The following is a 23,897-nucleotide window of genomic DNA, read 5'->3' as shown; positions in this document are numbered from 1 at the left end:
GGAAAGATAGATGACGTGAACCCGAAGCGGATCCTTGTGGTGGGTGCCGGGCACGTCGGTCTCTACGCGGCCCTGCGCCTGTCGAAGAAGCTCAGCTCCCGTGAGGCTGAGGTCGTCGTGGTGGACCCTCAGCCCCACATGACCTACCAGCCGTTCCTGCCCGAGGCGGCTGCCGGGAACATCTCGCCCCGGCACTCCGTGGTGCCGCTGCGGCGGGAGTTGCGGCGGTGCAAGGTGGTGGCGGGCACGGTGACCCGGATCGACCACCACCGCAAGACCGCCGTGGTGCAGCCCATCAGCGGCCCCACCCGGGAGATCCCGTACGACCACGTGGTCGTCGCCCCGGGTTCGGTCTCCCGGACGCTGCCGATCCCCGGCCTGCACGAGCACGGCATCGGCTTCAAGACCATCGGCGAGGCCATCTACCTGCGCAACCACGTGCTGGACCGGCTAGACGTGGCCGCCGCCACGCCGGATCCGGCGGTCCGTCGCTCGGCGCTGACCTTCACCTTCGTCGGCGGCGGGTACGCCGGCATCGAGGCGCTCGCCGAGATGGAGGACATGGCCCGGGACGCCCTGAAGTACTACCCGGAGCTCAAGCCGGAGGACATGCGCTGGGTGCTGGTCGAGGCGACCCAGCGGGTGCTGCCCGAGGTCGACCGGGACATGGGCGCCTACACGGTGCAGCAGCTGCTCAAGCGGAACATGGACATCCGGCTGGACACCCGCCTGGAGTCCTGCCTCGACGGGGTCGTGAAGCTCTCCGACGGCGACAGCTTCCGCTCCGACACCATCGTCTGGACGGCCGGCGTGAAGCCGTCGCCGATGCTGGACGCGACGGACTTCCCCCGCGACGAGCGGCGGCGGGTCACCTGCCTGCCGACCCTCCAGGTGGTCGACGGCGACCGGGTGGTCGACGGCGCCTGGAGCGCCGGTGACTGCGCGGCGGTGCCGGACCTGACCAAGGAGCCGGGCAACTACTGCTCGCCGAGCGCCCAGCACGCGGTGCGCCAGGCCGCCCGGATGGCCGACAACATCGTCAACGTCGTCCGTGGTCGGGAGCCGGTGGAGTACAAGCACAAGCACGCCGGCAGCGTCGCCAGCCTGGGCCTGCACAAGGGCGTGGCCCAGGTGTACGGGATCAAGATGACCGGCTGGCCGGCGTGGTTCATGCACCGGACGTACCACATGAGCCGGATCCCGTCGTTCAACCGCAAGGTCCGGGTCGTGGTCGACTGGACGCTGGCGTTCTTCCTCAAGCGCGAGGTGGTCGCCCTCGGCCAGCTGCACGATCCGCGCGAGGAGTTCGCCGAGGCCTCCCAGCCGGTCGGCGCCGCCCGCGCCGCCTGACGGAGCACGCGAAGCCCCCTCCGCCCCGGGTGGAGGGGGCTTTTGCGCGTCCGGCCTTCGCCTCGCCGCGCGGGACTGCGGCTCGCGCGTCCCGGTGCGGGTCAGACGCGCCAGGTCCAGGCGTCGGCGATCCGGGTGGCGGGGCCGTAGAGCTGCTCCAGCGTGCCGCGCAGGCTGTCGGCGTGCGGGGTGTCGTCGGCCAGCGCCACGCAGGAGGCGCCCCAGAACTCCGCGTCCTCCGCGGCCTGCCGGCGCTGTTCGTCCCCGATGACGGGTTGACCGCCGCGCCGGCCGACCTCGGCGAGCAGGGCCGACGTGGGCCGCGAGTAGGTGCCCATCGCCGCCGTGCCGCCGCGACCGTACGGGCCGATGAAGAAGCCCTCGGGCATGCCGAACGCCGCGTCGGCGGCGGTCGCCCAGCGCATCGGCCACGGCTGCTTGGGCGTGGCGAGCGGCACCGGCACCAGCACCCCGCCCGGCTCGACGCACTGGCGCCAGTGCCCGCCGGTGACGAACTCGGGCAGCGGCGGGCGCCCGGCGGTGGGCAGCGGGGTCGGCAGCAGCGGCAGCAGCGCCACGCCGACCGCCGCCGGCACCAGGCGGCGGGCCAGGCCGGTGCCGCGCAGGGCCCGGTCGACCGCCAGCACCAGCAGCGTGGCGATCAGCGGGAGCACCGCGAGGGCGAACCGCATCGGCAGCGCACCGTCCACCACGGGCAGTCCCGAGAGCAGGGCGTACGGGCCCGGAACGGCGGTGCGTTCGCCGTCGACGACCACCCGGGGCCCGAGCGACAGCGCCCCGGTCACGAGCGTGCCGACCACGCACGCGACGACCAGCGGGCGACGGCCCAGCCAGAGCGCGCAGGTGGCGGCGACCAGCAGCAGGGGCAACCCGAGGAAGGTGTTGTACTCGGCCGGCCCGGTGGTGAGCCGGGCGGCCCCGTCGCCGCCCGCGACCGACAGCGGCGAGACGGTCCACCAGCTGCGCAGGTCCGCCGAGAAGTAGTGCGGGCTGAACATGCCGTCCGAGACGCCCTGCGGGCCGGCGAACTGGAACCAGAGCGGCCAGGCCAGTACGAGCAGGGCCAGCCCGGCGGCGAGCGTCATCCCGGCGGCGAAGCCGGGCAGGGCGCGGCGGGCCAGGTTCCGGTCCGCGACCGCGTAGGTGACCGCCATCACCAGCAGCGTGACCGCGCAGAGGAAGAGCACCTCCTCGCCGACGAAGACCTGCGCCGTGACCGCCGCCGCCAGGCCGACGGCCGAGCTGACCACCCGCCGGCGGTCCGGCCCGTCGGCGGTGCCCGCCGGGTCGGCGGCCCGCAGCATGCGTACCACGAGCCAGACGATCACCGGCACCAGCCACTGCGCGGTCATGTGCAGGTGGCTGTTGGTCTGGGAGACCATCCCCGGACCGAAGCCGCAGAGCGCCGCCCCGAGCGCGGCGGCGACCCGGCGGGCGCGCAGGACCCGGGTGAAGAGCAGGTGCCAGGCGATGGCGGTGCCGGCCAGGTTCGCCATGGCCAGCAGGGCGAAGGTCACCGGCGCGCCGAACAGCAGGGTCACCGGGGCGAGGAGCACCCCGAGGGCGATGACCGTGGTGTTGGTCATCAGGTTGACCCCGTCGGGCGCGTTGAGCCGCCCGGTGAGCAGGTCGAAGTCGCCGAGCAGCGCCCGGGAGTCGACGGCGAGGAACCACTCGTAGAGGGCCTGGTCCTCCGGGTTGAGCGCCAGGACCCGGGCCGCCGGGTCGGGCCAGAGCCCGTGGGTGAGCCAGCCGGCCAGCGCCACGAAGAGCAGCGCGACGGTGACGTCGGCCCGGCGACGGTGGACGGCGGCCAGCAGGCGCGCCGGCCGGAGCCGGCGGGACGGCCGGTCGGCGGCGAGGACAGCCTGGTCAGGGACGGCGTCGGGGGCCGTGGGGGCTGTGCTGCTCACGGTCTCGACCCTAGTGCGACCCGCCCGCCGGGGTACGCCGGGTCGCCGTCGACCCGCTACCGTGACACTGCACCACGCGTGTCGACCCGCGCGGTGTCACCCGCCCGGGTGGTGGAACGGCAGACACGGCCGCCTTAAAAGCGGCTGCCGCAAGGCGTGCGGGTTCGACCCCCGCCCCGGGCACGCCGCACTCTCAGCTTCCGCTCAGCTTGGCGATCTCCACGGGACTGCCCTGGGCGTTTACTCTTGGGAGTGCACGTTCACGTGCAACGACCCCCTGAGGGAGGCCTGACAGTGAAGACTTCGAACCCGGTGCTCGCCCGGCTCGGCCAGGCGGCCGAGCGGGAGCGCTCCGCCGGGTACGCCCCGACCGGGCCGTACGGACAGCCCGGTTATCCCCAGCAGTACCCGACGGAGGCCGGCTACCCGGCGGCCCCGCCGACCGTCAACACCATGTCGATCGACGACGTGGTGGTCAAGACCGTCACGCTCCTCGGCATCCTCGGCGTCTCCGCCGCGGCTGCCTGGGTGCTGGTGCCCGACGCGCTGCTCGGCGCGGCCTGGATCGGCGCGGCGGTCGTCGGCCTGGTCCTCGGCCTGATCATCTCGTTCTCCCGGATGGCGAACCCGGCGCTGGTCGTCGCGTACGCCGTCGTCGAGGGCGTCTTCGTCGGCATGGTCAGCAAGTTCTTCAACTCGCTCTACGACGGCATCGTGGTCCAGGCGGTGACCGCCACGTTCGGTGTCTTCTTCGTGATGGCCATGCTCTACAAGGCGAAGGTCATCCGGGCGACCCCGAAGTTCGTCAAGGGCATGATCGCCGTGATGGCGGGTCTCTTCGCCGTCATGCTGATCAACCTCGTGTTCGCGCTCTTCGGCGTGAACACCGGCCTGCGCGACGGCAGCCCGCTGGCGATCGGGTTCAGCCTGGTCTGCATCGTCGTCGCCTCGCTGAGCTTCGTGCTCAGCTTCAAGGAGGTCGAGGACGGCGTCCGGATGGGCCTGCCCCAGCGCTACTCCTGGGTCGCCGCCTTCGGCATCCTGGTCAGCCTGGTCTGGCTCTACATCGAGATCCTGCGCCTGCTGAGCTACTTCCAAGGCGACGACTGACAGTCGTCCCGACTGACCGGCGCCCGCCCCCGCACCCGCGAGGGCGGGCGCCGTCGCACCCCGCCCCTCCCCGCCCGCCCCCGTCCCGCCCCTCCGCCCCCTCCGCCCCGTCGATCATGCAGTTGTGGTGCCCCACAGAAGGGGCGAAACAGGCTCAACTGCCCACCACAAGTCCATGATCGACGGAGGCGGAGGGCGGAGGGCGGAAGGCGGGGGTGGGGTGGGGGTCCGTAGAGTCGGTGGGGTGAGTGTGGGGGAGTTGGGGCGGGCGGTGGAGTTGCTGGTCCGTCAGGTCGGGCACTGGCAGCAGCCCCGTTGGGCGGCCACGGCCGCCGGTGGCAACGTGTCCCGCGCCGATCTCGTGCACCGGCTGGTGCAGGAGATCGCCAACCGGGCCGCCGACGCCGAGGGTGGGCCCCGGCGGACGGTGCCCCGGCTCGACAACGACCTGGCACTGCCCGACCAGCTCCGGGTGGTGGCCGCCGACCTGGTCGCCGCCGCCCCGCCGCCGGAGGTGCTGGCGCGGGCCGCCGCCGAGGTGACGGCGACCCGCGAGACCCTCTAGCCCGATCCGCGCGTGGCCGACGGGGCTGCGACCCCGACGGCGAGGCCCGCCCGGGCCAGGGACCTCCCCGGTCGGGCCAGTGCAGGCCGGCCACCCTGTTCTCCAACAGTCCGACAGTCCAACGGGGCCCTCGGGGGCGTCCCTGACGACGAGGGCCGGCCCACGTCGTCCTGGCGCAAAATGTCCGGGCTCCGGGCTCAGGACCCCGGGCTCAGGACCCCGGGATCAGGGCTCGACTCCGGGCTGAGGACAGGAACAGGCCGCTCAGCTCAGGCGCTCGACGACCATGGCCATGCCCTGGCCGCCGCCCACGCACATGGTCTCCAGGCCGATCGTCTTGTCGTGCCAGTCCAGGGCGTTGAGCAGGGTGCCCGTGATCCGGGCGCCGGTCATGCCGAACGGGTGCCCGACGGCGATCGCGCCACCCATGACGTTCAGCTTCTCCAGCGGGATGCCGAGCTGGCGGTACGAGGGGATCACCTGCGCGGCGAACGCCTCGTTGATCTCCACGAGGTCGACGTCGTCGATGGTCATCCCGGCCCGCTTGAGCGCCTGCCGGGTGGCCTCGACCGGGCCGAGGCCCATGATCTCCGGCGAGAGGGCGGTCACGCCGGTGGAGACGATCCGGGCCAGCGGCGTGATCCCGAGGTCCCTGGCCCGCTGGGCGCTCATGATCACCACGGCGGCGGCGCCGTCGTTGAGCGGGCAGCAGTTGCCGGCGGTGATGCGGCCGTCTGGACGGAACACCGGCTTCAGCCCGGAGACGCCCTCCAGGGTGACCCCTGCGCGCGGGCCGTCGTCGGTGCCGACCACCGTGCCGTCCGGCGTGGTGACCGGGGTGATCTCCCGGGCCCAGAAGCCGTCGGCGATCGCCTTCTCGGCGAGGTTCTGGCTGCGTACGCCGAACTCGTCCATGTCGGCGCGGGTCACGTCGTACACCTGGGCCAGGTTCTCGGCGGTCTGCCCCATGGTCAGGTAGATGTCCGGCAGCTCGCCGGCCTCGCGCGGGTCGGTCCAGACGGGGGCCCCGCCCTGGGCGCGGGCCTTGGAACGCTCGGCCGCGGCGGCGAAGCGCGGGTTCTCCCAGCCGCCGTCGACCAGAGCCTGCGCCTCCTTCGGCAGGCCGTCGGAGTTGCCGCGGGCGTACCGGGAGACCATCTCCACACCGGCGGAGACGAACACGTCGCCCTCTCCGGCCCGGATGGCGTGCATCGCCATCCGGGTGGTCTGCAACGACGACGCGCAGTAGCGGGTGAGCGTCGCCCCGGGCAGGGTGTCCAGGCCCATCAGGGTGGCGACCACCCGGGCCATGTTGAAGCCCTGCTCGCCGCCGGGCAGACCGCACCCCAGGTAGAGGTCGTCGATCTCGGCCGGGTCGAGCTGGGGGACCTTGTCCAGGGCGGCCCGCACGATGGTCGCGGCGAGGTCGTCCGGGCGGACGTCGCGCAGGGACCCCTTGTGCGCCCGGCCGATGGGGGAGCGGGCGGTGGCGACGATGACGGCGTCGCGGAACGACTCAGTCGGCATGAACCAACGTTAACCCGTCGGTAACTTCGGGCGGAAGTTGCCCGCCGGCCGGGAAATGTCACGCCCCCGCCGTCGCCGTCCCGGCGTCGACGGACCGCCCGCCTACCCCGGGCGGGACCGCGTCGCTCTCCGCCCGTTTCGCCTCCCGCCACGAGGACCCCGCCATGGCGGGCGGTTCAGTGCCGGGAGGCGACCGCCGCGGCGGCGGCGACGGCCGGCAGCAGGGCGTGCGCCCAGACCCGGTAGCCGTCGGCGGAGGGGTGGTAGCCGTCGTGGCACAGCGTCCCGGCGTCGGCCCGGAACACGGCGCCGGTCTCGGTGGCCAGGTCGACCACCGTGCCGCCGGCGTCGAGCACCGCCGCCGCCTGGGCGCGGGCCACCCGCCGCCCCGACCAGCCGACCACGTTGCGCAGCGGCGGCGCGATGGCGCGTACGGCGCCCAGGTCGGGGCACGTGCCGACGACCACCTCCACCCGGGCCTCGCGGAGCCGGTGCACGGCCGCCCCGAGGTAGGCGGCGGCCTCCACCGGGCGACGCAGGGTGGTGGCGTCGTTGGCCCCGATCAGGATCACCGCCACGTCGGGACGCTCGCCGAGCAGCGCCCGGGCCACCTGGGTGGCCAGGTCCGTCGAGCGTGAGCCGGAGACGCCGACGCTCGACAGGCGCACCCGGCGGCCGTTGGGGCCCTCGGCGAGCAGGTTGGCCAACTGCCCGCCGATGGTCTCGTCGAGGCGGCCGACCCCGACGCCGAGGGCGGACGAGTCGCCGAGCAGCACCAGTCGCAGCGGCGGGGCGTCGGCACGCCCGACCGTGGCGCGCAGGGCGAGCGCCAGCTCCGGCTGGGCGTACCGGCGGTGCCGGGCGGCGAAGGCCTGACCGGCGAGGACGGCGGCGCCGCCGACCGTGCCGGCGATGAGGCTGAACGTCGCCGCCCGGCCCAGTCGATTGGCGAGCCCCGAGGGGATGAAGCGCTCGCTCATGCCAGTCCCTCCAGTGTGGGTGAGTCGGCGGCGGGGCTGGGTTGCGGCGCCGCGCCGACACCGAAGAAGGCCCGTCGGCGCAGCTGCGCCCACCGGCCGGCGGGGCCGCGTTCGCGCCCCCTGACCCGGGTGCCGCTGACCTCGGTGCCCGCGTGGCGGGCCGCCTCCTGGGCGGCCTGCGGCAGCGAGCGCACGCCCTCGCCCCGGACGAGGGTCGGGCGGCGTTCCTGCCCTGCGCCGAGCGCGGACAGCACGGTCGGCAGCAGGGCGGCGGCGGCCATCGCGTAGCCCTCCGCCGAGGGGTGGAAACGGTCCCAGGCGAACATCCGGGTCGGCTCCGCATTGAACCGGGGACCGAGCAGGTCGCCGAGGGAGACCGTCCAGCCGCCGGCCTCGACCACGGCCACCGTCTGGGCGGCGGCGAGCTGCCGGCTCCAGTGCCGGGCCAGCCACCGCAGCGGCGGCCGGATCGGCCGGATCGCGCCCAGGTCGGGGCAGGTGCCGACGACCACCTCGCAGCCGGCCGCCCGCAGCGTGCGGACCGCGTCGACCAGATAGCGCACCGCCAGTGCGAACGGTGCGCGGTTGGTCACGTCGTTGCCGCCGATCAGGATCACCGCGACGTCGGGCCGACACTCCAGCGCCGCCTCCACCTGGTGGCGCAGCACCGCCGAGATGGCGCCGACCACCGCGAAGCGGTGCAGCCGGACGGGGCGTTGCAGGCGGCGGGACAGGCCGGTGGCGAGCAGGGCGCCGGGCGTCTCCCGGCGGCGGTGCACGCCGTAGCCGGCGGCCGACGAGTCGCCGAGCACCACCAGGGTGACCGGCGGGCCGGGCAGCTTCGCGCCGTAGACGCCGTCGCAGCGCGGCGGCGGGGCCTCGGCCATCGGGATCGTGCGGCGGGCCTGCCGGGCCTGCCCGAGGAGGACGCCGCCGGTCGCCACCACGGCCGCGGCGGTGGCGCCCGTGCCGATCGCCGCGAGGCGGGCGAGCTGCCGGGCGCGCTGCCAGCGCGCACCGACCGGGACGACGGAACCAGCGACCCCCATACAGCGACATTATCGCGCCGGCACGACACGCCGCTGTCGTCGTGTCGGCTCGCGGGTGCCTGGAAGGCGACGTTCCTGGGTACCTGTACGGGTGACCGGGGGACGCTTGCGCGGGCGCGTCACCCTGGCACGTGGAGAGGGGCCGAACATGGGGAAGACATTGAAGCGCAGCGCGGCGTTCAGCGCGCTGGCCCGGGCGCTCGCGGCCGGATCGCGGGGCGGGCCGTCGCTCGGGGCACGGCTGGGCGCGCTGCCCCGGATGATCCGGGCCACCACCCGGGGGGAGTACGACGGCGGCCTGCGGCTGGCCCTGATGACCGCGGCGACGGCGTACATCGTCTCGCCGGTCGACCTGCTTCCCGAGATCCCGCTGGCGATCTTCGGGCTGGCCGACGACGCGGTCATGGTGACCTGGCTGGCCGGCAGCGTGCTGGCCGAGACCGAGCGGTTCCTGGAGTGGGAGGCCCGGCGCAGCTCGGTGATCCCCGGGCACGTGGCGTCCTGAACCCACGTACCCTGGGGCGTCGAGAAGACGTCTGCCCGGCCGCCGCCGGCGGCGCCGGAGGAGAAGGGCACAACGAGGTGCGGTACTACGACAACGTCGTCGAGCTGATCGGCAACACCCCGCTGGTACGGCTGCGCAACGTCACGGCCGGGATCCAGGCCACCGTGCTGGCGAAGGTGGAGTACCTCAACCCGGGCGGCTCGGTGAAGGACCGGATCGCGCTGCGGATGGTGGAGGACGCGGAGAAGGCGGGCATCCTCCAGCCGGGCGGCACGATCGTCGAGCCGACCAGCGGCAACACCGGCGTCGGGCTGGCGCTGGTGGCGCAGCTTCGGGGCTACAGGTGCGTCTTCGTCTGCCCCGACAAGGTCAGCCAGGACAAGCAGGACGTGCTGCGCGCGTACGGGGCGGAGGTGGTGGTCTGCCCGACCGCCGTGGCCCCCGAGGACCCGCGTTCCTACTACAGCGTCTCCGACCGGCTGGCCCGGGAGATTCCCGGAGCGTGGAAGCCCAACCAGTACAGCAACCCGGCCAACCCGCGCTCGCACTACGAGACCACCGGCCCCGAGCTGTGGGAGCAGACCGGGGGCGAGATCACCCACTTCGTGGCGGGCGTCGGCACCGGCGGCACCATCTCCGGCATCGGGCGCTACCTGAAGGAGGCGTCGGAGGGCCGGGTCAAGGTCGTCGGCGCCGACCCGGAGGGCTCCGTCTACTCCGGCGGCACCGGCCGGCCGTACCTGGTCGAGGGCGTCGGCGAGGACTTCTGGCCGGAGACGTACGACCGGGGTGTCGCCGACGAGATCATCGAGGTCTCCGACAAGGCGTCCTTCGAGATGACCCGGCGGCTGGCCCGCGAGGAGGGGCTGCTGGTCGGCGGCTCCTGCGGGATGGCCGTGGTGGCCGCCCTGGAGGTGGCCCGCAAGGCCGGCCCGGACGACGTGGTCGTGGTGCTGCTGCCGGACAGCGGCAAGGGCTACCTGTCCAAGATCTTCAACGACACCTGGATGGCCCGGTACGGCTTCCTGGACAACTCGGGCACGGAGCCGACGGTCGCCGACGCGCTCGCGGGCAAGCCGGGCGGCCTGCCCGAGCTGGTGCACGTGCACCCGACCGAGACGGTCCGCGACGCGATCGACTACATGCGCGAGTACGGCGTCTCGCAGCTTCCGGTGCTCAAGGCCGAGCCTCCTGTGGTGACCGGCGAGGTGGCCGGCTCGATCGCCGAGAAGGACCTGCTCGACGCGCTCTTCACCGGCCAGGCGCACCTGCACGACACCATCGAGCGGCACATGGCCGAGCCGCTGCCGATGATCGGCGGCGGGCAGCCGGTGAGCGAGGCGGTCGGCCTGTTGGAGAAGTCCGACGCCGCCCTGGTGCTGGTCGACGGCAAGCCGAAGGGCGTCCTCACCCGGCAGGACCTGCTGGCCCACCTCGGCGCCCGCTGACCGCGTGCGGAACGCCCCCTGTCGACGCCTGGTGCGCGCGGCAGGGGGCGTTCCTCACAACGGGCGGGCGTACCGGAGCTGGGGCACGACCACCGGGCCGATGTGTTCGTCCCGGGCGGTGCCGGTGAGGGTCCAGCCGCCGCGCTCGTAGAAGCCCCGGGCGTGCGCGTTGTCCCGCAGCACCCAGAGCACCGCGCGGGACCAGCCACGGGCGCGCATGGCGTCCAGCGCGTCGACCATCAGGGCGCGCCCGGTGCCCCGGCCGCGTTCGGCGGGTTCGAGGTGAATGGCGTTGAGCAGGCCGGTCGCCGGGTCGCCCTCGTCGTCCGGGCCGAGGTAGCTGAAGCCCGCCAGCCGGCCGTCGCGCTCGGCCACGGTCATCCGGTGCTCGTCCCGCTCCCACGTCCACCGCTCGGTCCAGTACGCGCCCATCGCCTCCGGCGTCGGGTCGGTCAGCGCCCGCGCCGGCAGGAAGGCCGCGTAGGCGGCGACCCGGGAACGCTGGTGCAGCGCGCCCACCGCCATCAGGTCGTCTACGGTGGCGGAGCGCAGGGTGACCGTCACCCGGCCGAGGCTACCCGCCGGGGCGGGACCTGCACGGTCGTCAGGTCCTCGGCGATCACCAGGTCGCCGTCGAAGTGCGCGCGGGCCTCGTCGGCGAAGCGGCGCGGGTCTGCGTACCGCTGGGAGAAGTGGGTGAGCACGAGCCGGCGTACGCCCGACTCGGCCGCCACCCGCGCGGCCTGGCCGGCCGTGAGGTGGCCGACCTCGGCGGCCAGCGCGGCCTCCGAGTCGAGGAACGTCGATTCGATGACCAGCAGGTCGGTGTGCTCGGCGAGGGCGTACACCCCGTCGCAGAGGCCGGTGTCCATGACGAAGGCGAAGCGCTGCCCGGGCCGCGGCACGCTCACCTCCTCGCGGGTGACGCGGCGTCCGTCGACGTCGAGGTGGCCGACGCGGATCAGCTCCCCGACCGCCGGCCCGGCGATGCCGTACGCGGCCAGCCGCTCCGGCAGCATCCGGCAGCCGTCCGGCTCGACGAGCCGGTAGCCGTACGTCTCGATCGGGTGCCGCAGCCGGCGGGCCTCCAGCGTGCCGACGCCCAGCGCGAAGCGCTGCCCGTCGGTGTCGACGGGCTCGACGCGCAGCTCGGCGGTCTCGTGGAAGCTGGAGGCGTGCCGCAGGCGCGCGAAGTACTCCGCGCCGCCGGCCGGGAAGTGCACCGCCACCGGGTGCGGCACCCGGTCCAGCGAGAGCCGCTGGATGGTGCCGGGCAGGCCGAGGCAGTGGTCGCCGTGGAAGTGGGTGACGCAGATCCGGGTCAGGTCGGTGGCGGTGACCGTGGTGTGCAGGAGCTGCCGCTGGCTGCCCTCGCCCGGGTCGAAGAGGATCACCTCGTCGTCCCAGCGCAGCACGTACCCGTTGTGGTTGCGCTGCCGGGTGGGGGCCTGGCTGGCCGTCCCGAGCACCACCAGCTCGCGCATCGACACGGTGACCTCCGGCTGCGTCGACCACCCGGCCTGCGGAAAGGGTCGACCCCCGGGGCTTCCGCGCTCGCGCACGGGCCGGCTGGACTGGGCCGGCACCCCGGGGGTCGGGTGGCTGTCGTGGTTTCGCCGCACCGCTGCCACACGGTCTCGACGATGGTGCTGTGCCCGCCTCGCGGCGGACGTTTCTACTGTCGAGGACAGCGGCTAGCGGACAGCCACCTCACGAGTCCGATTGCTATACAAGTCTGGACCACCTCCTTTCCCGTGTACCGCCACGCTATCCAGCCCTCGCGTCCCGGGCAACGGATTTCGATCACACGGCGCCCGGGAATAGCGGACCGGCGGTCAGGAGTTCTCGGCGATGCCGATCGGGCCCTCGCGGGGGCCCTCCTCGCTGGCCGGCTGCACGGCCAGCGACGGGAAGTCGGCCAGGTCGCCCTCCGGCTCGGCGTCCCACTCGGGGAAGACCAGGTCGCTCTGGAGGTAGAGGCAGAGCAGCTGGGTGAGCTGGCGCAGCCCCTCCAGGTGGGTGCGTTCGTGCCCGTGGGTGGCGTCCACGCCGAAGCCGAGCAGCGCCACCCGGGCGTGCGCGCCGGCCTCCACGGCCGCCGCCACGTCGGAGCGGTAGTACTCGAAGACGTCGCGGACCAGGTCCACCCCGTGCTCGGCGGCGATCGAGGCCAGGTTGCGGGTCAGGTGGTAGTCGAACGGTCCGACCCCGTCGCCCATCGCCAGCGTGGCCGCGTCCTCGCGGGACTGCTGGCCGGGCGCGACCACCGCCGCGTCCACGGAGACGATCTCCGCCACGTCGGGGTCGAGCCCGTGCGACGCCCCGTGCCCGATCTCCTCGGTCACGGTGACCAGCAGGTGCGCGGTGACCGCAGGGCGTACGCCGGCGTCGACCATCGCCTTGAGCGCGGTGAGGACCGCCGCCACGCCCGCCTTGTCGTCCAGGTGCCGCGACTTGACGTACCCGCTGGGAGTGATCGTCGGGTTCGGCAGGAACGCCACGAAGTCGCCCGCGTCGATGCCGAGGGCGCGCAGCCCGGCGATGTCGGAGACCGGCTCGTCCACCCGGACCTCGACGTGCTGCCAGCCGACACCCTGGAGGTCCACGTCGTCGTTGTAGCGGTGGCCGCTGGCCTTGAGCGGCAGCACCTGGCCGGTGATCACCCGCTCCAGGTCGTCGGTGAAGATCCGCACGTGCGCGCCCTCGGCGAACCGGGCGCTGTGCGTACCGATCGTCTTCAGCTCCAGCCGGCCGTTCTCCTTCAGCCGCTTCACCATGCCGCCGATGGTGTCGGTGTGCACCACGATCGCCCGGTCCGCGCCGGTCGAGCGGGGGCCGGGCAGGCAGGCGCTGAGCGCGCCGCGCCGGGTCAGCGTGGAGGGGATGCCGAGCGCGGAGAGCCGCTCGCCGACGTACTGCTGCACGTGGTCCGTACGCCCCGACGGGCTGGGGATCTCCAGCAGCTCCACCAGCACCTGGCGCAGGTAGTCCAGGTCGATCTCCAGGGGCCTCGGGCTCACGCGGCACCTCCCGGGCCGGCCGGGGTCCAGAGCCGCTGCGGCGCCCGGGTGCCGGGGAAGAGCAGGTCCACGAAGCGTTCGGCGGTCGGCTGCGGCTCGTGGTTGGCCAGGCCGGGCCGCTCGTTGGCCTCGATGAACACGTGCTCCGGCCGGTCCGGGGCCCCGACCAGCAGGTCCAGCCCGGTGACGGGGATGTCGAGCGCCCGGCTGGCCGCCACGCACGCCTCGGCGATCGCCGGGTGCAGCTCGGCGGTGACGTCGTGGATGGTGCCGCCGGTGTGCAGGTTCGCGGTCCGGCGTACCGCCAGCACCTGCCCCTCGGGCAGCACGTCGTGCAGCTCGTGGCCGGCCTCGGCGAGCACGCCCCGGGTCATGTCGTCGAGCGGGATCCGGGACTCGCCACCGGTGGCGGCGGCCCGGCGGCGGCTCTGCCGCTCGATCAGCTCGGCGATGTCGTGCACCCCGTCGCCGGTGATCGAGGCGGGCCGCCGGACCGCGGCGGCCACCACCTCGTGGTCGATGACGACGACGCGCAGGTCCTCGCCGGCGCGCATCTCCTCGATCAGCACGTCCGGGCAGAACCGGGCGGCCAGCTCGACGGCGGCGGCCAGCGCCTCGGGGGTCCGTACGCCCACCGTGATGCCGTTGCCCTGCTCACCCCGCGCCGGCTTCACCACGACCCGGCCGACCTCGGCGAGGAAGGCGGTGTCGCCGTCGTCACCGGTGGCGGTCCGGCCGCGCGGCACCGACAGCCCCGCCTCGGTGAGGATGCGGCGGGTCACCCGCTTGTCGTCGCAGCGGCTCATCGCCACCGCCGAGGTCAGCTCCGACAGCGACTCGCGGGTCAGCACGGTCCGCCCGCCGCTGCTCAGCCGCAGCTCACCCCAGGCCGGGTCGGTGACCTCCACCCGGATGCCGCGCCGCATCGCCTCGTCGGCGACGATCCTCGCGTACGGGTTGAGCTGGTCGTACCCCTGCGGCGTGGCGGGCAGGAAGAGCCGCTCGTTGATCGGGTTCTTCCGCTTCACGCAGAGCGTCGACGTCCGGTAGAAGCCGAGCCGCTCGTAGAGCCGGATCGCCCCGGCGTTCTCGGCGAGCACGGACAGGTCCACGTACGCCCGGCCCCGCTCGACCAGCCGGACGGCCAGCGCGGTGATCAGCGCCTGGCCGGTGCCCGGCGGCGCGGTGTTGAAGTCGACGGTGAGGCACCACAGGCTGGCGCCGTTCTCCGGGTCGTCGAAGACCGCGACGTGGTCGACGCCGGTGATGGTGCCGACGATCTCGCCGGTGGCGTCCTCGGCGACCAGGTGCAGGAAGCGGTCGGTGCGCGCGTTGTCGACGAGCACGTCCACCGGGGCGGTGACCATGCCGTTGCGGGCGTAGATCCGGTTCACCGCGTCCGCGTCGGCGGCGTCGGCCAGCGGGCGGATGGTCAGCCCCGGCACGTCGCCGTCACCGGTCGGCCGGTCGCCGCCGAGCGGCAGCCGGTAGGTCAGCGACGGATCGATGAACAGCTCGTCGGGCAGCCGGGACACCAGCACGTGCGGGTCGCGCAGGTAGATGCAGATGTCCCGGGAACCGGCGGCCTCGGAGCGCAGCACGGCGGCGACGGCGGCCTGGTCGGCGAAGGTCTGCCCGAAGACGAGCCGCCCCCAGCCGCAGTCCAGCACCACGTCGGTGTCGCCCTCCCGGACCGGCGGCTCCGCCGGCTCCGGTGCCATCGGATCGCCGCCGGGGCCCACCCGCTCCCGTCGCCGGCCGTTGCGCGACCGGTCGGTCCGGGCCGCGCCTGTCGCCAGGGTGTCGGTCACGGTCAGTCGATTCCGTGGCTCTGGAGCCACATTTCCAGGAGTCCGAGTTGCCACAGCTTGTTTCCGTTCAACGGGGTCAGTTCGGCGTTCGGATCGGCGAGCAGGGCGTCGACGTAGTCGGCGCGGAACAGGTCGCGGCGGCGGGCCTCGGGCGCGGAGAGCGCGTCGCGTACCCGGTCGAGGAGCTTGCCCTCCAGGTGGGTGAGGCCCGGCACGGGAAAGTAGCCCTTCGGCCGGTCGATGACCTCGTGCGGCAGCACCCGGCGGCCGATCTCCTTGAGCACCCCCTTGCCGCCCTGCGCCAGCTTCAGCTCCGGCGGGCAGCTCGCGGCCAGCTCGACGAACTCGTGGTCGAGGAACGGCACCCGGGCCTCCAGCCCGTGCGCCATCGTCATGTTGTCCACCCGCTTGACCGGGTCGTCGGTCAGCATGACCTGGGTGTCGATGCGCAGGCCGGCGTCGACGGCGGTCTCCGCCCCGGCCCGGCCCAGGTGCGCGGCCACGAACTCCCGCGCCGGGTCGCCGTCGGTCAGCCAGGCCGGGTTCAGCACCCGGGCCAGCCCGGCCGCGTCCCGGTCGAAGAAGGCGCCGGCGTACGTGTCGAGGGCCCCGTCCCGGCCGACCCGGGCGAGCGGCGGGTACCAGTGGTAGCCGCCGAGGATCTCGTCCGCGCCCTGGCCGGACTGGACGACCTTGACGTGCTGCGACACCACCTCGCTGAGCAGGTAGAACGCCACGCAGTCGTGGCTGACCATCGGCTCGGACATGGCGGCGACGGCCGCCTCCAGCGGCGGCACCAGGTCGGCGGCGGCCACCCGGATCTGGTGGTGGTCGGTGTCGAACGTCTTCGCGACCAGGTCGGAGTAGCGGAACTCGTCGCCCTCCCGGCCGCCGACGGCGTCGAAGCCGATGGAGAAGGTGGACAGCCCGCGCTGGCCCTCGCCGGCGAGCAGGGCGACCACCAGGCTGGAGTCCAGGCCGCCGGAGAGCAGCACGCCGACCGGCACGTCGGCGACCATTCGCCGGCGTACGGCGGTGGTCAGCGACTCCAGCAGGGCGTCCTGCCAGTCCTTCTCGGACCAGCCGGCCCGCTCGGCGGAGCGGGTGAAGGCCGGGTCCCAGTAGACCCGCTCGGACGTGCGGCCGTCCGCCTCGTAGACCCGTACGGTCGCCGGGGGCAGCTTGGTGACGCCGCGCAGGATGGTGCGCGGCGGCGGCACGATGCTGTGGAAGCTCAGGTAGTGCGCGAGCGCGACCGGGTCGATGCCCGTGTCGATCCCGCCCCCGGCCAGCAGCGCGGGCAGGGTGCTGGCGAAGCGCACGGATCCGGGCGTCTCGGCCAGGTAGAGCGGCTTGATGCCGAGCCGGTCCCGGGCCAGCACCAGCCGGCCCGTGTCCCGCTCGCTGATCGCCACGGCGAACATGCCGATCAGGTGGTCGACGAAGTCGAGCCCCCACTCGGCGTACGCCTTGAGCACGACCTCGCTGTCGCCCGAGGAGAAGAACCGGTGGCCCTTGGCCTGGAGTTCCTCGCGCAGCTCGCGGTAGTTGTAGATGCACCCGTTGAAGACGCCGGTCAGCCCCGCACCGGGATCGACCAGCGGTTGCCCGCTCGCGGCGGAGAGGTCGATGATCTTCAGGCGTCGGTGTCCGAGGGCCGTCGGGCCCTGGGCCCAGACGCCGCTGTCGTCGGGCCCCCGGTCGCTCATGGTGGCCGCCATGCGCTCCACCGCCGCTACGTCGGCGCGTGAACCGTCACGGCGGAACTCTCCCGCAAGTCCGCACATGCCAGGCAATGCTGCCAGAGCGCAGCGAGGATTGCCCGTTGGGCTGATAACAGTTTCTTGAAGTTTTGCTACACTGCGCGATTCCGTCACGGCGCGTGTCGGCCGTGGTGGCGGACCGCGTCAGGAGTGGCGGTTGAGGCGGTCTCCGCGCCGGGGCGGGTGTGATCGATTGCTCAGTTCCGGACAGCGCGGAGGCCGGCGCGACCGACGCCGCGCCGGCCTGTGATCGTGCCGGTGGTCCCGTCCCGCGGGCGGGGTTCAGCCCGAGGTGCGGGCGACGCCGACGGGGCAGCTCAGCCCGTTCGGGCCGTGGTTGCAGTACCCGTTCGGGTTCTTCGTGGGGGCCAGATACTGCTGGTGGTGGTCCTCGGCGAAGTAGTACTCGCCGAGCCGGTCGATCTCCGTGGTGATCTCGCCCTTGCCGGCCCGCGCCACGATCGGCGCGAACGCGTCCCGGGACGCCTGGGCGGTGGCGAGCTGCTCGTCCGTGGTCACGTAGATCGTCGACCGGTACTGGGTGCCCACATCGTTGCCCTGGCGCATGCCCTGGGTCGGGTCGTGGTTCTCCCAGAAGACCTTCAGCAGGTCCTCGTAGCTGATCGTGGCGGGGTCGTAGACCACCTGGACCACCTCGGCGTGCCCCGTCATGCCCGAGCACACCTCCTCGTACGTCGGGTTCGGCGTGATGCCGCCCGCGTAGCCGGCGGACGTGGTGATCACGCCCGGCAGGGTCCAGAACAGCCGCTCGGCGCCCCAGAAACAGCCCATGCCGAACACGGCCACCTGCGAGCCCTCCGGGAAGGGACCCTTGAGCGGGCTGCCCAGCACCTCGTGCCGGTCCGCGATCGGCATCGCGATCAGGCGACCCGGCAGGGCCTGGTCGGAGGTGGGCAGTTCGGCCTTCATGCGGCGCAGGAACACGGTGGGACTCCTCTCGTACCTCTCCCAGCGTGCAACACCGCCGGACCCGCCTTCCTTACCCGCTCCACCCGCACTCAGACGGATCCGGCGGACGGAGCGTGAGACGCGGCGCTGTGGCCGATCGCGGCGCGGTGGTCGGCATGGTGAAGCGGCGCGCGGCGGGCAGTCTGACGCTGCGTCCCGCGGCCGGCGACGCCACTGCGACACCCTCGCCCGAATTGTCTGCCCACCTGCTGGCGCGCTGCACGAACGCCGGTCCAGCCAATGGTGATCAGGACGCCATGGACGTTAAAAGGGCGGCGTAACGTCCATGGCGTCCTGATCACCTTGGTACGCGCGTGGGTCACACCGTCAGCCGGCGGGCGCTCGTCTTTTGTCCCGAAGAGTGGCCCCAGGGAAGGGAACGCGAGGAATGTGGCCGGTCGGAGCGGAGCGGCCCGGACAAGGTCGAGGCGGCGGGGACGGCGGCGGGGTTTCAGTCGTTCGGATCCGGCCCGGGGCCGACGAGGGGCTGGCCCGGTCGCTGCTCGCGGTGCAGCACGCGGCGTACGCCGTCGAGGCCGCGCTGATCGGCGATGACCGCATCCCGCCGCTGCACGAGACTCTCGCCGACGTGCGGGCGGTGCCCCTGCGCTGGCTCGGGGCCCGCTCCGGTCCGCGGTTGGTCGGGGCGGTCGGCTGGACCGAGGACGACACGACCGTCGACATCGATCGTCTGGTGGTCGACCCGGCCGCCCACCGGCGCGGGGTGGGGCGGGCGTTGGTGGGCGCCGTGCTGGCCCGCGCCGGCGGCCGGTTCCGGCGCCTGGAAGGGCCGCGCCCCACGGCCCGCGTCGCCCCGCGCCATCAGGTGGCGGGGCGGAGGGCTGCGGTGATGCGGGCGGCGTAGGTCCCGGCCTCGACGTCGTCGGCGTAGCGGGTGCGCGGCCAGAAGAAGCCCCGCAGGCCGTCCCCCTTCGTGCGCGGCACCACGTGGGTGTGCAGGTGCGGGACGGACTGGGACACCTTGTTGTTCATCGCCACGAACGTCCCACCGGCCTCCGTGCCGGTCTCCACGGCGACCGCGAGTCGCCGCACCAGGCCGAAGTAGCCGGGCAGCGCCTCGGCGGGCAGGTCGGTCAGGGTCACCAGGTGCGTGCGCGGCACCACCAGGACGTGCCCCTTGAAGACCGGCCGGGTGTCCAGGAACGCCGTCCCGTCGGGCTCGTCGGCGACCCGGAAGGCGGGGATCTCGCCCGCCACGATCCCGCAGAACACGCACCCGCTCATCCGTCCAGGCTATGCCGCCGCCCCGGCGCGGGAGACGCCCGCCGCGCCGGCCCGCCCGCCGCGCCGGCCCGCCCGCCGCGCCGGCCCGCCAGGCCGTCGGGCGCGGACCCGACAGCACCGTTCCGTTCCAGCCCTCGGGACGGGGGATTAGCCTCACGGGATGAGTCACGGCTTCGACACGCTCGCCATCCACGCCGGCCAGGATCCCGAGGCCCGCACCGGCGCGGTGATCCCACCGATCTACCAGACCAGCACCTACGCCCAGGACGCCGTCGGCACGCCCCGGCTGGGCTACGAGTACAGCCGCTCCGGCAACCCGACCCGCGACGCCCTCCAGGAGTGCCTCGCCGCGCTGGAGGGGGGCCCGGTCGGGCTCGCCTTCGCCAGCGGCCTGGCCGCCGAGGACACCCTGCTGCGTACCGTCTGCAAGCCGGGCGACCACGTGGTGATCCCCGACGACGCGTACGGCGGCACGTACCGGCTCTTCGCCCGGGTGGCCGAGCGCTGGGGGCTGGACTTCACCCCGGCGAAGGTCTCCGACCCCGACGCGATCCGGGCCGCCGTCGAGCCGGGCCGGACCCGGATCGTCTGGGTGGAGACGCCCACCAACCCGCTGCTCGGCATCGCCGACATCGCCGCGCTGGCCGGCATCGCGCACGACGCGGGCGCCCTGCTGGTCGTCGACAACACGTTCGCCTCGCCGTACCTCCAGCAGCCGATCGCGCACGGCGCGGACGTGGTGGTGCACTCGACCACCAAGTACATCGGCGGCCACTCCGACGTGGTCGGTGGCGCGCTGGTCGCGGCCGACGCCGGGCTCGGCGAGGAACTGCGCTACCACCAGAACGCGATGGGCGCGATCAACGGCCCCTTCGACGCGTGGCTCACCCTGCGCGGCATCAAGACCCTGGGCGTACGCATGGACCGGCACTGCGACAACGCCGAGCGGATCGCGGCCTACCTGGACGGGCACGCCAAGGTCGGTCAGGTCATCTACCCGGGGCTGCCCGCGCACCCGGGCCACGAGGTGGCCGCGAAGCAGATGCGCCGCTTCGGCGGCATGATCTCGTTCCGGGCCGCCGGCGGCGAGGAGCACGCCGTCGAGATCTGCAACCGGACGAAGCTCTTCATCCTCGCCGAGTCGCTCGGGGGCGTGGAATCCCTGATCGAGCACCCGGGCCGGATGACACACGCAAGTGCTGCCGGCTCGCCGCTTGAAGTTCCCGGCGATCTCGTGCGACTGTCTGTCGGCATCGAGACGGTCGACGACCTGCTCGCCGATCTGGAGCAGGCGCTGGGCTGACCGCTGGCTGGGAGGGTGGCCGTGCAGGACATCATGCCGACCTGGGTGGGGGCGACCGCGAAGCAGATCGCCCGGGGCGTACGCCGGGGCGACGTCACGGCCACCCAGGTCGTCGCCGACCACCTGGACCACATCGCCCGGGTCGACGCCGACCTCGCCGCGTTCCGTGCGGTACGCGGCGGGGAGGCGATCACCGAGGCGGAGAAGGTCGACGAGCAGGAGGACCTGGCCAACCTGCCGTTGGCGGGGGTGCCGGTGGCGGTCAAGGAGAACACCGCCGTCGCCGGGCTACCCACCTGGAACGGGTCGGCCGCGGTGCGTACGCCGGTGGCCGAGGCCGACCACGAGGTGGTCCGGCGGCTGCGCGGCGCCGGCGCGGTGATCCTCGGGGTGACCCGGATGCCGGAGCTCGGCCTCTGGGGCATCACCGACGACGAGACGGCCGTGACCCGCAATCCCTGGGACACCCGGCGTACCCCCGGTGGCTCGTCCGGCGGCGCGGCCGCCGCCGTCGCCGCCGGCCTGGTGCCGATCGCACACGGCAACGACGGCCTCGGCTCGATCCGCATCCCGGCCGCCTGCTGCGGTCTGGTCGGGCTCAAGCCGGGCCGGGGGGTGGTCCCGTGCCAGCTCGGCGCGGACGACTGGTTCGGGCTCACCGAGCACGGCATGCTGACCAGCACGGTCGCCGACGCGGCCGTCGGTTTCTCGGTGCTGGCCGGCCGCCGCCCGGACAAGCTGGTGCCGCCGCAGCGGCTGCGGGTGGGCGTCTCGCTCCGCTCGCCCGTGCGCGGCGTGCACGCCGACGCGCCCAACCGGGACGCGGTCGCCGCCGCCGGCCGGCTGCTCGCGGGCGCGGGCCACGACACCGTGCCGGCCGACCCGGTCTACCCGACGGCGCTGGGCCTGCAGGGCATCGCCACCTGGTTCGCCGCGGCGGCCGCCGACGTCCGCGCCGCCGGGTTGGACCGGCGTGGCCTCCAGCGGCGCAGCCGCCGGCACGTCGCCCTCGGCGAGTGGGCGCAGCGGCGGGGGTACGTCCGGGAGGCCGACCGGGCCGCCTGGCGCGAGCGCTCCATCGGCTTCTTCGCCGACCACTCGGTCGACCTGCTGCTCACGCCCGCCCTGGCGACCGTGCCGCCGGAGGCCACGGGCTGGTCCGGCCGGTCCTGGCGGGCGAACATGCTGGCCAGCGTCAGGTACGCCCCGTTCGCCGCCCCGTGGAACATCGCCGGCCTGCCCGCGCTCGTGGTGCCGGTCGGCCGCCGCCCGGACGGGCTGCCGGTCGCGGTGCAGCTGATCGGCCCTCCCGGCAGTGAGCTGCTGCTCCTCGGCGTCGCCGGTCAGTTCGAGATGCAGGCTCCCTGGTCCCGCCACGCCCCCGGCTACCCCCGGATTCCCGCCCCCGTCTGAGGGGTGGCGTGCGCGCGTCGACGCGGGTGGCGGGTGGCACGATCAGGGCATGACGGAACTGGTCGGTCTCGCCGACGTACGGGCCGCGCGGGAACTTCTCGCCGGCGTCGTCCGCACCACCCCGCTGGAGCCCTCCCGGCCGCTCAGCGCGGCGCTGGGCGGGCCGACGTGGCTCAAGTGCGAGAACCTGCAACGCGCCGGCTCGTACAAGGTGCGCGGCGCGTACGTGCGGATTTCCCGACTGTCGGAGGCGGAGCGGGCCGACGGTGTGGTCGCGGCGAGCGCCGGCAACCACGCCCAGGGGGTCGCGCTCGCCGCCGGACTCGTCGGTACGCACGCCACGGTCTTCATGCCGGTGAACGCGCCCCTGCCGAAGGTGGCCGCCACCAAGGGCTACGGCGCCCAGGTCGAGCTGGTCGGCAACACCGTCGACGAGTCGCTGGTCGCGGCGCAGACCTACGCCGAGCGGACCGGCGCGACGCTGATCCACCCGTTCGACCACCGGGACGTGATCGCCGGCCAGGGCACGGTGGCCCTGGAGATCCTCGAACAGTGCCCCGAGGTCAGGACGATCATCACGGGGGTGGGCGGCGGCGGGCTGGTCTCCGGCATGGCGGTGGCGGCCAAGGCGCTGCGGCCCGACGTGCGGATCATCGGGGTGCAGGCCGCCGGCGCCGCCGCCTTCCCGCCGTCCCTGGTGGCCGGCGAGCCGGTACGCCTCCCGTCGTTCGGCACCATCGCGGACGGCATCGCCGTCGGCCGGCCGGGGGAACTCACCTTCACCCACGTCCGCAAGCTGGTGGACGAGATCGTCACGGTCTCCGAGGAGGACATCTCCCGGGCGCTGCTGATGCTGCTGGAGCGGGGCAAGCAGGTGGTCGAGCCGGCCGGTGCGGTGGGCGTGGCGGCGCTGCTGGCGGGCGTCGTCGAGGTGCAGGCGCCGGTGGTGGCGGTGCTCTCCGGCGGCAACATCGACCCGCTGCTGATGCTGCGGGTGATCGAGCACGGCCTCGCCGCCGCCGGGCGCTACCTGCGGGTGACGGTGCGCTGCTCGGACCGCCCCGGCCAGCTCGCGTCGCTGCTCGGCGAGATCGCCGAGCACCGGGCGAACGTGGTGGACGTGGAGCACCAACGGGCCAATCCGCACCTGCGCCTGGGCGAGGTGGAGGTGGCCCTGTCGGTGGAGACCCGGGGGGTCGAGCACTCCGACACGCTGATCAGCGCGTTGCGGGCCAGCGGCTATCAGGTGGTCTTCGCCGGCGAGGCGTGACACCGGGACCGGTGCCACGCCTCGTCTGGTCGCGCGTCGTTGCCGCCCGGCCGGAGTCGGTGCCCGGGCGGGCGTGTCGCCCGCCCGGGCCGTTCCGGTCGGGCGGCGGGGGCTCAGCCGGCGAACGGCTCGAAGCTGACCACGGTCACCTTGATGTCGGCCCCGCTGGGGGCGGTGTAGGTGCAGGTCTGGCCGGCCCGGCCGCCCAGGATCGCCTGGCCCAGCGCCGACTCCGGGCTGTAGACCGTCAACTCGGTGGTCGCCGCGATCTCCCGGGAGCCGAGCAGGAAGGTCTCGGTGTCGTCCTTGTCGTCGTCGAAGAAGATCGTCACGACCATGCCGGGCGACACCACGTCGGCGGCCTGCGCCCCGCCCACCTTGGCGGTGCGGAGCAGCTCCTTGAGGTAGAGGATGCGCCCCTCGGCCTTGCCCTGCTCCTCGCGGGCGGCGTGGTAGCCACCGTTCTCCCGCAGGTCGCCCTCCTCGCGGCGGGCGTTGATCTCGGCGGCGATGACCGGCCGGTTGGCGATCAACTCGTCGAGCTCGGCCTGGAGCCGGTCGAATGCGTCCTGGGACAGCCAGGTGGCGGGCGCCTCGTTGCCAGTGGACACAGGCGGTCTCCTCGTTCGTGCGTG

At 73.7% G+C, this 23,897-nt stretch carries 20 protein-coding genes, 1 tRNA gene and 1 pseudogene; 10 read left to right on the top strand and 12 right to left on the bottom strand.

Annotated elements, in window-relative coordinates; genetic code table 11:
- Nucleotides 1–15 precede the first annotated feature (15 nt).
- The gene (locus tag ACFHW0_RS24745) at nucleotides 16–1,350 is read left to right on the top strand and encodes an NAD(P)/FAD-dependent oxidoreductase (protein ID WP_121396535.1); all 1,335 of its coding nucleotides are present in this window, start codon (nucleotides 16–18) and stop codon (nucleotides 1,348–1,350) included.
- A gap of 101 nt (nucleotides 1,351–1,451) precedes the next feature.
- Here ACFHW0_RS24745 and ACFHW0_RS24740 read toward each other — a convergent pair whose 3' ends face one another.
- On the bottom strand, nucleotides 1,452–3,284 hold the full coding sequence (locus ACFHW0_RS24740) for a hypothetical protein (protein WP_416611239.1): 1,833 nt from the start codon (nucleotides 3,282–3,284) through the stop codon (nucleotides 1,452–1,454).
- 102 nt (nucleotides 3,285–3,386) lie between these two features.
- On the opposite strand from ACFHW0_RS24740, the gene ACFHW0_RS24735 reads away from it, so the two are divergent.
- The 3 genes from ACFHW0_RS24735 to ACFHW0_RS24725 all read left to right on the top strand — a co-directional run bounded on the left by ACFHW0_RS24735 (nucleotide 3,387) and on the right by ACFHW0_RS24725 (nucleotide 4,959).
- A tRNA-Leu gene (locus ACFHW0_RS24735) sits at nucleotides 3,387–3,467 on the top strand.
- A 111-nt stretch (nucleotides 3,468–3,578) separates the two neighbouring features.
- Nucleotides 3,579–4,394: a Bax inhibitor-1/YccA family membrane protein gene (locus tag ACFHW0_RS24730; protein ID WP_121396533.1), complete on the top strand. Its 816-nt coding sequence runs from the start codon at nucleotides 3,579–3,581 to the stop codon at nucleotides 4,392–4,394.
- A 244-nt stretch (nucleotides 4,395–4,638) separates the two neighbouring features.
- On the top strand, nucleotides 4,639–4,959 hold the full coding sequence (locus ACFHW0_RS24725; RefSeq protein ID WP_416611237.1) for a hypothetical protein: 321 nt from the start codon (nucleotides 4,639–4,641) through the stop codon (nucleotides 4,957–4,959).
- 264 nt (nucleotides 4,960–5,223) lie between these two features.
- Here ACFHW0_RS24725 and ACFHW0_RS24720 read toward each other — a convergent pair whose 3' ends face one another.
- The 3 genes and pseudogenes from ACFHW0_RS24720 to ACFHW0_RS24710 form a co-directional block, all read right to left on the bottom strand.
- Nucleotides 5,224–6,486: an acetyl-CoA C-acetyltransferase gene (locus ACFHW0_RS24720; RefSeq protein ID WP_416611235.1), complete on the bottom strand. Its 1,263-nt coding sequence runs from the start codon at nucleotides 6,484–6,486 to the stop codon at nucleotides 5,224–5,226.
- A gap of 176 nt (nucleotides 6,487–6,662) precedes the next feature.
- A complete protein-coding gene (locus ACFHW0_RS24715; RefSeq protein ID WP_416611283.1) occupies nucleotides 6,663–7,466 on the bottom strand; it encodes an SGNH/GDSL hydrolase family protein in 804 nt (267 codons plus the stop codon).
- Nucleotides 7,455–8,515 (bottom strand): annotated as a pseudogene (locus ACFHW0_RS24710) (SGNH/GDSL hydrolase family protein); the annotation flags it as partial. The pseudogene ACFHW0_RS24710 and the gene ACFHW0_RS24715, both read right to left, overlap by 12 nt.
- A gap of 148 nt (nucleotides 8,516–8,663) precedes the next feature.
- Here ACFHW0_RS24710 and ACFHW0_RS24705 point away from each other — a divergent pair.
- Both ACFHW0_RS24705 and ACFHW0_RS24700 read left to right on the top strand, forming a co-directional pair.
- On the top strand, nucleotides 8,664–9,020 hold the full coding sequence (locus tag ACFHW0_RS24705) for a YkvA family protein (RefSeq protein ID WP_416611233.1): 357 nt from the start codon (nucleotides 8,664–8,666) through the stop codon (nucleotides 9,018–9,020).
- A gap of 77 nt (nucleotides 9,021–9,097) precedes the next feature.
- Nucleotides 9,098–10,468: a cystathionine beta-synthase gene (locus ACFHW0_RS24700; protein WP_416611231.1), complete on the top strand. Its 1,371-nt coding sequence runs from the start codon at nucleotides 9,098–9,100 to the stop codon at nucleotides 10,466–10,468.
- A gap of 54 nt (nucleotides 10,469–10,522) precedes the next feature.
- On the opposite strand, the gene ACFHW0_RS24695 is transcribed toward ACFHW0_RS24700, so the two are convergent.
- From ACFHW0_RS24695 to msrA, 6 genes are all read right to left on the bottom strand, one after another.
- Nucleotides 10,523–11,032, bottom strand: a complete 510-nt coding sequence (locus ACFHW0_RS24695) for a GNAT family N-acetyltransferase (protein ID WP_416611230.1) — start codon at nucleotides 11,030–11,032, stop codon at nucleotides 10,523–10,525.
- Entirely contained in the window at nucleotides 11,029–11,958 is a 930-nt protein-coding gene (locus tag ACFHW0_RS24690; RefSeq protein WP_416611228.1) for a ribonuclease Z, read from the bottom strand. The genes ACFHW0_RS24695 and ACFHW0_RS24690 overlap by 4 nt, the downstream gene beginning before the upstream one ends.
- 345 nt (nucleotides 11,959–12,303) lie before the next feature.
- Complete coding sequence (locus ACFHW0_RS24685; RefSeq protein WP_416611226.1) at nucleotides 12,304–13,488, bottom strand: osmoprotectant NAGGN system M42 family peptidase; 1,185 nt, start codon at nucleotides 13,486–13,488, stop codon at nucleotides 12,304–12,306.
- Entirely contained in the window at nucleotides 13,485–15,299 is a 1,815-nt protein-coding gene (gene ngg, locus ACFHW0_RS24680; RefSeq protein WP_416611224.1) for an N-acetylglutaminylglutamine synthetase, read from the bottom strand. The genes ACFHW0_RS24685 and ngg overlap by 4 nt, the downstream gene beginning before the upstream one ends.
- A 2-nt stretch (nucleotides 15,300–15,301) precedes the next feature.
- Entirely contained in the window at nucleotides 15,302–17,086 is a 1,785-nt protein-coding gene (locus ACFHW0_RS24675; protein ID WP_416611222.1) for an N-acetylglutaminylglutamine amidotransferase, read from the bottom strand.
- A 258-nt stretch (nucleotides 17,087–17,344) separates the two neighbouring features.
- Entirely contained in the window at nucleotides 17,345–18,007 is a 663-nt protein-coding gene (msrA, locus tag ACFHW0_RS24670) for a peptide-methionine (S)-S-oxide reductase MsrA (RefSeq protein ID WP_416611221.1), read from the bottom strand.
- A gap of 412 nt (nucleotides 18,008–18,419) precedes the next feature.
- Between msrA and ACFHW0_RS24665 the strand changes: the two genes are divergently transcribed.
- Complete coding sequence (locus tag ACFHW0_RS24665; RefSeq protein ID WP_416611219.1) at nucleotides 18,420–18,896, top strand: GNAT family N-acetyltransferase; 477 nt, start codon at nucleotides 18,420–18,422, stop codon at nucleotides 18,894–18,896.
- Here ACFHW0_RS24665 and ACFHW0_RS24660 read toward each other — a convergent pair.
- Nucleotides 18,854–19,276: an HIT family protein gene (locus tag ACFHW0_RS24660; RefSeq protein ID WP_416611217.1), complete on the bottom strand. Its 423-nt coding sequence runs from the start codon at nucleotides 19,274–19,276 to the stop codon at nucleotides 18,854–18,856. The two genes, ACFHW0_RS24665 and ACFHW0_RS24660, sit on opposite strands and share 43 nt — an antisense overlap.
- Before the next feature lie 160 nt (nucleotides 19,277–19,436).
- On the opposite strand from ACFHW0_RS24660, the gene ACFHW0_RS24655 reads away from it, so the two are divergent.
- The 3 genes from ACFHW0_RS24655 to ilvA are packed head-to-tail and all read left to right on the top strand — an operon-like array spanning nucleotide 19,437 to nucleotide 23,262.
- Nucleotides 19,437–20,579, top strand: a complete 1,143-nt coding sequence (locus tag ACFHW0_RS24655; RefSeq protein WP_416611215.1) for a cystathionine gamma-synthase — start codon at nucleotides 19,437–19,439, stop codon at nucleotides 20,577–20,579.
- Between the two features lie 15 nt (nucleotides 20,580–20,594).
- Nucleotides 20,595–21,992, top strand: a complete 1,398-nt coding sequence (locus ACFHW0_RS24650) for an amidase (RefSeq protein WP_416611214.1) — start codon at nucleotides 20,595–20,597, stop codon at nucleotides 21,990–21,992.
- 49 nt (nucleotides 21,993–22,041) lie between these two features.
- Entirely contained in the window at nucleotides 22,042–23,262 is a 1,221-nt protein-coding gene (ilvA, locus tag ACFHW0_RS24645; RefSeq protein WP_416611212.1) for a threonine ammonia-lyase, read from the top strand.
- 113 nt (nucleotides 23,263–23,375) lie between these two features.
- Here ilvA and greA read toward each other — a convergent pair whose 3' ends face one another.
- Nucleotides 23,376–23,873: a transcription elongation factor GreA gene (greA, locus tag ACFHW0_RS24640; protein WP_416611210.1), complete on the bottom strand. Its 498-nt coding sequence runs from the start codon at nucleotides 23,871–23,873 to the stop codon at nucleotides 23,376–23,378.
- Nucleotides 23,874–23,897: the final 24 nt, after the last annotated feature.

The sequence above is a fragment of the Micromonospora sp. LOL_025 genome (assembly GCF_048060285.1).
GTDB lineage: Bacteria > Actinomycetota > Actinomycetes > Mycobacteriales > Micromonosporaceae > Micromonospora.
Note: the sequence above shows the minus strand (reverse complement) of the source record. Positions and strands in the feature narration are given on the sequence as shown.

What these genes read in the sequence shown, in the direction of transcription:
- ACFHW0_RS24660 (WP_416611217.1), bottom strand. Translation starts at nt 19,276, where the DNA reads ATGAGCGGGTGCGTGTTCTGCGGGATCGTGGCGGGCGAGATCCCCGCC.
- ACFHW0_RS24705 (WP_416611233.1), top strand. Translation starts at nt 8,664, where the DNA reads ATGGGGAAGACATTGAAGCGCAGCGCGGCGTTCAGCGCGCTGGCCCGG.
- ACFHW0_RS24665 (WP_416611219.1), top strand. Translation starts at nt 18,420, where the DNA reads ATGTGGCCGGTCGGAGCGGAGCGGCCCGGACAAGGTCGAGGCGGCGGG.
- ACFHW0_RS24675 (WP_416611222.1), bottom strand. Translation starts at nt 17,086, where the DNA reads ATGTGCGGACTTGCGGGAGAGTTCCGCCGTGACGGTTCACGCGCCGAC.
- ACFHW0_RS24655 (WP_416611215.1), top strand. Translation starts at nt 19,437, where the DNA reads ATGAGTCACGGCTTCGACACGCTCGCCATCCACGCCGGCCAGGATCCC.
- ilvA (WP_416611212.1), top strand. Translation starts at nt 22,042, where the DNA reads ATGACGGAACTGGTCGGTCTCGCCGACGTACGGGCCGCGCGGGAACTT.
- ACFHW0_RS24715 (WP_416611283.1), bottom strand. Translation starts at nt 7,466, where the DNA reads ATGAGCGAGCGCTTCATCCCCTCGGGGCTCGCCAATCGACTGGGCCGG.
- ACFHW0_RS24720 (WP_416611235.1), bottom strand. Translation starts at nt 6,486, where the DNA reads ATGCCGACTGAGTCGTTCCGCGACGCCGTCATCGTCGCCACCGCCCGC.